Source organism: Streptomyces sp. SM1 (assembly GCF_002910825.1).
GTDB lineage: Bacteria > Actinomycetota > Actinomycetes > Streptomycetales > Streptomycetaceae > Streptomyces > Streptomyces okerensis.
Genome location: NZ_NEUB01000421.1, coordinates 1 through 6,828, shown reverse-complemented (window position 1 = coordinate 6,828; position 6,828 = coordinate 1). Strand labels below are relative to the sequence as shown.

Annotated in this window: 4 protein-coding genes; all 4 read right to left on the bottom strand. The window is 73.2% G+C overall.

Going from position 1 to position 6,828, the window contains the following annotated elements:
• Window positions 1-1,225: ATP-binding protein (locus B9S61_RS10565; RefSeq protein ID WP_258039614.1), on the bottom strand; the 1,225-nt coding region annotated here is incomplete at its 3' end.
• A 169-nt stretch (window positions 1,226-1,394) separates the two neighbouring features.
• Window positions 1,395-5,048 carry a cobaltochelatase subunit CobN gene (cobN, locus tag B9S61_RS10560; protein ID WP_103542025.1) on the bottom strand — a complete coding sequence of 1,218 codons (3,654 nt, stop codon included), beginning with the start codon at window positions 5,046-5,048 and terminating at the stop codon, window positions 1,395-1,397.
• Window positions 5,045-6,580, bottom strand: coding sequence for a cobyric acid synthase (locus tag B9S61_RS10555; RefSeq protein WP_103542024.1), 1,536 nt, complete (start codon window positions 6,578-6,580; stop codon window positions 5,045-5,047). The genes cobN and B9S61_RS10555 overlap by 4 nt, the downstream gene beginning before the upstream one ends.
• Window positions 6,577-6,828, bottom strand: a 252-nt coding sequence (locus B9S61_RS10550) for a cobalamin biosynthesis protein (protein WP_181007321.1), incomplete at its 5' end; no start/stop codon positions are given. The genes B9S61_RS10550 and B9S61_RS10555, both read right to left, overlap by 4 nt.

Here is a 6,828-nt window from a genome sequence, read left to right as displayed (position 1 = left end):
GCTCACCGGAACCGGCACCCGCGCGCTGCGACTCCCCGGATTCCGCGGATTCGCCGGACCCGTCAGCCTCCCCGGACCCGTCAGCCTCCCCGGACCCGTCAGTCTCCCCGGTCCCGGGCGACGTGCCCGTGCCACCGCCTCCGGGCCCCTCGGCAGGGGGCTGTCCGCCGCCACCCCCGCCGGGCCCGTCCGGATCGGTGTCGGGATCGTCGTCGCCCCCGGACTCCCGCAGCGTCTCGTCGAGCCTGTCCTCGTCGAGGCCCGGTGCGTCGAAGGGGTTCCGCCTCCGCCGGTGGGGGAGGGCCAGCAGCGCCGCCTGCCGGACGTCCTCGGCGAGCACGTCCGTCCGCCCGGCCCAGGCCGCCAGCGCGGTCGCGGTCCGCGCCATCACGATGTCGGCCCGCATGCCGTCCACCTCGAACGCGGCACAGGTCGCCGCGATCTGCCGCAACGCCCCGTCCCCGAGCCGCACCGACGGCAACAGCCTCCGCGCCGCGACGATCCGCGCCCGTACGGAGGCCTCCTCGTCGGCCCACCGCGCGGCGAACCCGGCGGGATCGTCGTCGTACGCGAGCCGCCGCCGTACGACCTCCACGCGCCGGTCGGGCTCGCGGGAGGCGGCGACCTCGACGGTGAGCCCGAACCGGTCGAGGAGCTGCGGCCGCAGCTCGCCCTCCTCCGGATTCATGGTCCCGACGAGCAGGAACCGCGCCGCGTGCCGTACGGAGACGCCCTCCCGCTCGACATAGGAGGCGCCCATGGCGGCGGCGTCCAGCAGCAGGTCGACCAAGTGGTCGTGCAGCAGGTTCACTTCGTCGACATAGAGGATCCCGCGGTGCGCCTGCGCCAGCAGCCCCGGCTCGAACGCCTTCACGCCCTCCGCCAGCGCCCGCTCGATGTCGAGCGCGCCGACCAGCCGGTCCTCGGAGGCGCCGACGGGCAGTTCGACCATGCGGGCGGGCCGTGCGGCACCGCCGCCGCTCTCGTGCGGACCGTCCGGACACGCGGGGTCCGGAGCGGACGGATCACAGGAGAACCGGCAGCCGGACACCACGGCGACCTCCGGCAGCAGCGCCGAAAGCGCGCGCACGGCGGTCGACTTGGCGGTGCCCTTCTCGCCGCGCACCAGCACGCCACCGATGTTCGGTGCGACAGCGTTGATAAGCAGGGCGAGTTGCAGATCACGCTGACCGACGACGGCGGTGAAAGGGAAATGCGTGCTCACGCGGTGTTCCCTCCTACGAGTGAAAGGGGATGGGAAAGGTGGCTCTGAGGGGCCTGGCCGGGCAGCTTGGATGGGTGCTCTCGGCTTGTGCCGGGATGGTCCGGCCGTGTGCCCTGCGGTTGGTGGCGTGCTGGTGTGCTCCCCGCACACGCGGGGATCGGGCGGAAGGTCACTCGTCTCCCTCCAGGTCTCCCTCAAGTTCGAGGTAGGTCGCCCGGAGTCGGTTCAGGGTCTCCTGGTCCGGCTCCGCCCAGAGGCCACGCTCCGCCGCCTCCAGCAGGCGTTCCGTGATGCCCCGCAGTGCCCAGGGGTTGGACTTGCGCATGAACTCCTGGTTCTCCGGCGAGAACACGTACTCGGACGCCAACTTCTCGTACATCCAGTCGTCCACCACCCCGGCCGTGGCGTCGTAGCCGAAGAGGTAGTCGACGGTCGCCGCCATCTCGAAGGCGCCCTTGTAGCCGTGGCGCCGCATCGCGGCCATCCAGCGGGGGTTGACCACGCGGGCCCGGAAGACCCGGTGCGTCTCCTCGCCGAGGGTCCTCGTCCTCACCTGGTCCGGTGTCGCCGAGTCCCCCACGTACGCCTGAGGACTCTCGCCCGTCAGGTGCCGCACCATCGCGACCATGCCGCCGTGGTACTGGAAGTAGTCGTCGGCGTCGACCAGATCGTGCTCGCGTGTGTCGACGTTCTTCGCCGCCACCGCGATCCGCCGGAACGCCGTCTCCATGTCCCCGCGCGCCGCACGCCCGTCGAGCCCGCGCCCGTACGCGTAGCCGCCCCACACCGCGTACACCTCGGCGAGGTCCGCGTCCGAGCGCCAGTTGCGGGCGTCGATCAGCGGCAGCAGGCCCGCCCCGTACGCCCCCGGCTTCGAACCGAAGACGCGCGCCGTCGCCCGCCGCCGGTCGCCGTGCCGGGCGGTGTCCTCGTCCGCGTGCGCCCGTACGTAGTTGGTGTCGGCGGGCTCGTCCAGCTCCGCCACCGCCCGCACCGCGTCGTCGATCAGCCCCACCACGTGCGGGAACGCGTCCCGGAAGAACCCGGAGATGCGGACCGTCACGTCGATGCGCGGCCGGCCCAGCTCCTCGAGCCCGACCACCTCGAACCCGGTCACCCGGCGCGACGCGTCGTCCCACACCGGCCGGCACCCCAGCAGCGCCAGGATCTCGGCGATGTCGTCGCCCTGGGTGCGCATCGCCGAGGTGCCCCACACCGTGAGGCCCACGGACTTCGGATACTCGCCCGTGTCCTGCAGATACCGCTGCACCAGCGAGTCGGCGAGCGACTGCCCGACCTCCCAGCTCAGCCGCGACGGGATCGCCTTGGGGTCGACGGAGTAGAAGTTCCGCCCGGTGGGCAGCACGTTGACCAGCCCGCGTGTGGGCGACCCCGAAGGACCGGCCGGGACGTAACCCCCGTCCAGCGCGCGCAGGATGTGCCCGATCTCGTCCGTCGTCCGGGCCAGCCGGGGTACGACCTCCTCGCACGCGAACCGCAACACGGCCACCGCGTCGCGCAGTTCTGTGCCCAGCACCTCCCGCACCAGCGCGGGGACCGCGTCGGCCGCCCAGCCGCGCTCCTCCATGCCTTCCGCGAACCGCCGGCACAGCTGCTCCAGCAGGTCGACCGCGTCGGAGGCCGACCGCGCGGGACCGTCCACCAGATCCGTCAGCTCCGCCGGCACCTTCAGCGGGGCGCCCGGCTCGGCCAGCAGCTCCTTCTCCACCAGCCCGAAGTGCCCGGCCAGCGCCGCCCGCAGCCCCGGCAGGGCGTTCGCCTGCCCGCCCCACACCTGCGAGGCGCGCAGCACCGCCAGCACCAGGTTCACGCGCGGTTCGCCGACCGGGCCGCCGCCGAGGACGTGCAGGCCGTCGCGGATCTGCACGTCCTTGATCTCGCACAGATAGCCGTCGATGTGCATGACGAACGAGTCGAAGTCGTCGTCGTCCGGCTGGTCGTCCACACGCAGGTCGTGGTGGAGTTCGGCGGCCTTCACCAGCGTCCAGATCTGCGCCCGCACCGCCGGCGCCTTCGACGGGTCCAGGTCGGAGACGAGCGCGTACTCGTCGAGCAGCTGCTCCAGCTTCGCGAGACCGCCGTAGGTGTCGGCCCGTGCCATCGGCGGCACGAGGTGATCGACGACCGTCGCGTGCCCGCGACGCTTGGCCTGGGTGCCCTCGCCGGGATCGTTGACGATGAACGGGTAGATCAGCGGCAGGTCACCCAGCACCGCGTCCGGCGCGCACCCGGCGCCCAGGCCCAGCCCCTTGCCCGGCAGCCACTCCATCGTGCCGTGCTTGCCCATGTGCACGATCGCGTCGGCGCCGAAACCGTGCTCCAGCCAGCGGTAGGCCGCCATGTAGTGGTGGGACGGCGGCATGTCGGGGTCGTGGTAGATCGCGATCGGGTTCTCCCCGAAGCCGCGCGGCGGCTGGATCATCACCACGACGTTCCCGAACCGGAGCGACGCGAGGACGATGTCGTCCCCGTCGACGTACAACGACCCCGGCGGCTCGCCCCACGCCTCGCGCATCGCGTCCCGCAGCCCCGGGTCCAGTTCCTCGAACCAGGCCCGGTAGTCCGCCAGCGGCACCCGCGCGGGCGCGGCGGCCAGCTGCTCCTCGGTCAGCCACTCGACGTCGTGCCCGCCCGCTGCGATGAGCCGGTGGATCAGCTCGTCCCCGCCGGACGGATATCCGTCGACCGCGTACCCCGCGTCCCGCAGCGCGTCCAGCACCCGCACCGCCGAGGCCGGGGTGTCGAGCCCCACCGCGTTGCCGACGCGCGAGTGCTTGGTCGGGTACGCGGTGAAGACCAGCGCGATCTTCTTCCCGGCGTTCGGCCCGTGCCCCAGCCGGGCGTGCCGGACGGCGATCCCGGCCACCCGCGCGGCCCGCTCCGGGTCGGCGACGTACACCGGGACGTCGTCCGGGCCCTGCTCCTTGAACGAGAACGGGACCGTGACGATCCGCCCGTCGAACTCCGGGATGGCGACCTGCATCGCCGCGTCCATGGGGGACAGGGCGGCGTCGGACTCCTCCCACGCGGCGCGCGAGGAGGTCAGGCACAGCCCCTGCAGCACCGGTACGTCCAGGTCGGCGAGCGCCCCGATGTCCCAGGCCTCCTCGTCCCCGCCCGCCGACGCCTGCGAGGCGTGCGTGCCGCCGGCCGCGAGCACGGTGGCGACGAGGGTGTCGGCCTTCGCCAGCAGTTCGTACAGTCCCGGGTCGGCGTCGCGCAGCGAACCGCAGTAGACGGGAAGGGCGTTGGCGCCCCGCGCCTCGATCGCATCGCACAGCGTGTCCACGAAGGCGGTGTTGCCGCTCAGTTCGTGCGCCCGGTAGAAGAGCACGCCGACGGTGGGGCGGCCCTCGGCCGGGGCCCGCTCCCCGTGCAGCCCGTACTCCGGCATCTTCCGCGGCTCCTCGAACCCCTCGCCGGTCAGCAGCACGGTGTCCGACAGGAACCGGGCCAGCTCGGTGAGGTTGTCCGGACCGCCCTCGACGAGGTACCGCAGCGCCTCCGCCACCACCCCGGCCGGCACCGTCGACTCGGCCATCAGCTCGGCGTCCGGCACGCTCTCCCCGCCGAGCAGCACCGCCGGGACGCCGGACGCCTTCAGCGCGGCGAGCCCGTCCTCCCAGGCGCGCCTGCCGCCCAGCAGCCGCACGACGGCGAGGTCCGCCCCGTCCAGCAGCACGGGCAGCTCCTCCGCCACGTCCACCCGGGCCGGGTTGCCGATCCGGTAGGAGACACCGGGGGCGGCCCGTGCCGCCAGCAGGTCCGTGTCGGCGGTCGACAACAACAACACAGTGCTCATGCGGGCGCTCCCGGTGGGATGAAGGGCAGTCCTCGTGGCGCGCCGGACTCGATGAGCCGCCACAGCGCGTCCGTGTCCGCGTGCTGTTCGATCAGGTCGCCGAGCCGGTCGAGCTGCTCCTCGCGCAGCGCGGCGAAGGAGGTGTCGGGGGCCGGTACGAAGCGCCGTCCCGCGGCGGTGGCCACCTCCCGCAGGAAGGCCCGCCGGAATCCGTCCGACTCCAGCGAGCCGTGCCAGTGCGTCCCCCAGGTCTGTCCGGTCCGGCAGCCGTCCAGGCCGTGTCCGCGGCCGTCGGAGATGAACGCCTCGCCCCCGAGGACCTCGGCGACGCCGTGATGGATCTCGTACCCCTCGACGGGCTCCCCGAGGGCCCGGCCGACGGGCCGGTCGAGTGTCTTCTCGCGGGCGAACCGCACCCGTACGGGCAGGACGCCGAGCCCGTCCACGTGCCCGGCGCGGCTCTCGACCTCGTCCTCGATGTGCTCGCCGAGGATCTGGAAGCCGCCGCAGATCCCGAGCACGGGGCGTCCCTCGGCCGCCCGCCGCCTCAGCGCGTCCGCCAGCCCCCGCTCCCGCAGCCACCGAAGCGCCCGTACGGTCCCGCGCGTCCCCGGCACGATCACGAGGTCGGCGTCGGCCAGTTCCTCCGGCCGGTCCACGAACCGCACGACGACACCCGGTTCGGCGGCGAGGGCGTCGACGTCGGTGAAGTTGGACATCAGCGGCACCGCGCACACCGCGACCCGCAGCACGTCCGCACCGGCCGGCGCGGCCACCACCGACTCCCGTACGGCGCCGCGCAGGGACACCCTCAGGCCGTCCTCCTCGTCGATGCCGAGCCCGTGCCGGAAGGGCAGCACACCGTACGTCCGCCGCCCGGTCAGACCGTGCAGCATGTCCAGACCGGGTTCCAGCAGGGACACGTCGCCCCGGAACTTGTTCACCAGGAACCCGGCGACCAGCTCCTGGTCCTCGGGGGAGAGCAGGGCGACGGTGCCGAAGAACGACGCGAAGACGCCGCCCCGGTCGATGTCGCCGACCACCAGGACCGGCAGTCCGGCGCCCCGGGCGATCCCCATGTTCACGATGTCCGTGCGCCGCAGGTTGATCTCGGCCGGGCTGCCGGCGCCCTCGCAGATCACCACGTCGTACGTCTCACGGAGCTGCTCCAGACAGTCCAGCACCGTGCCGAGCAGCCGCTGCTGCCGCCCGCCGTGGTAGCCGCGGGCGCTCAGCTCACCGACCGCCCTGCCCAGCAGCACCACCTGGCTGGACTTCTCGCCGCCCGGCTTGAGCAGCACCGGGTTCATCAGCGCGGTCGGCTCGACGCGGCAGGCCTGGGCCTGCATGGCCTGCGCCCGCCCGATCTCCGCGCCCTCCCGGGTGACGAACGAGTTCAGTGACATGTTCTGCGCCTTGAACGGCGCGACCTCGACGCCGCGTCGCGCCAGCCACCGGCAGATCCCGGCCGTGACCACGCTCTTGCCGGCGTCCGAGGTGGTCCCGGCGACCAGCAGCCCCCCACCGCTCACGACGCACGTCCCTTCACGACGCTCCGTACGAGAACGCCGGCGCCGAGGGCGAACCAGCCGACCCGCCGTGAGAGCCGAACCGCCCGCTCGATGTCGGCCACGGCCACGTCCCGTCCGCCGCCGTTGAGCACGGGCCGGTGCTCGACCCGCCCGCCGTAGGAGAGGGTTCCGCCGAGCCGTACGCCGAGGGCGCCCGCGAAGGAGGCCTCGACGGGCCCGGCGTTGGGGCTCGGATGCCTGCGCGCGTC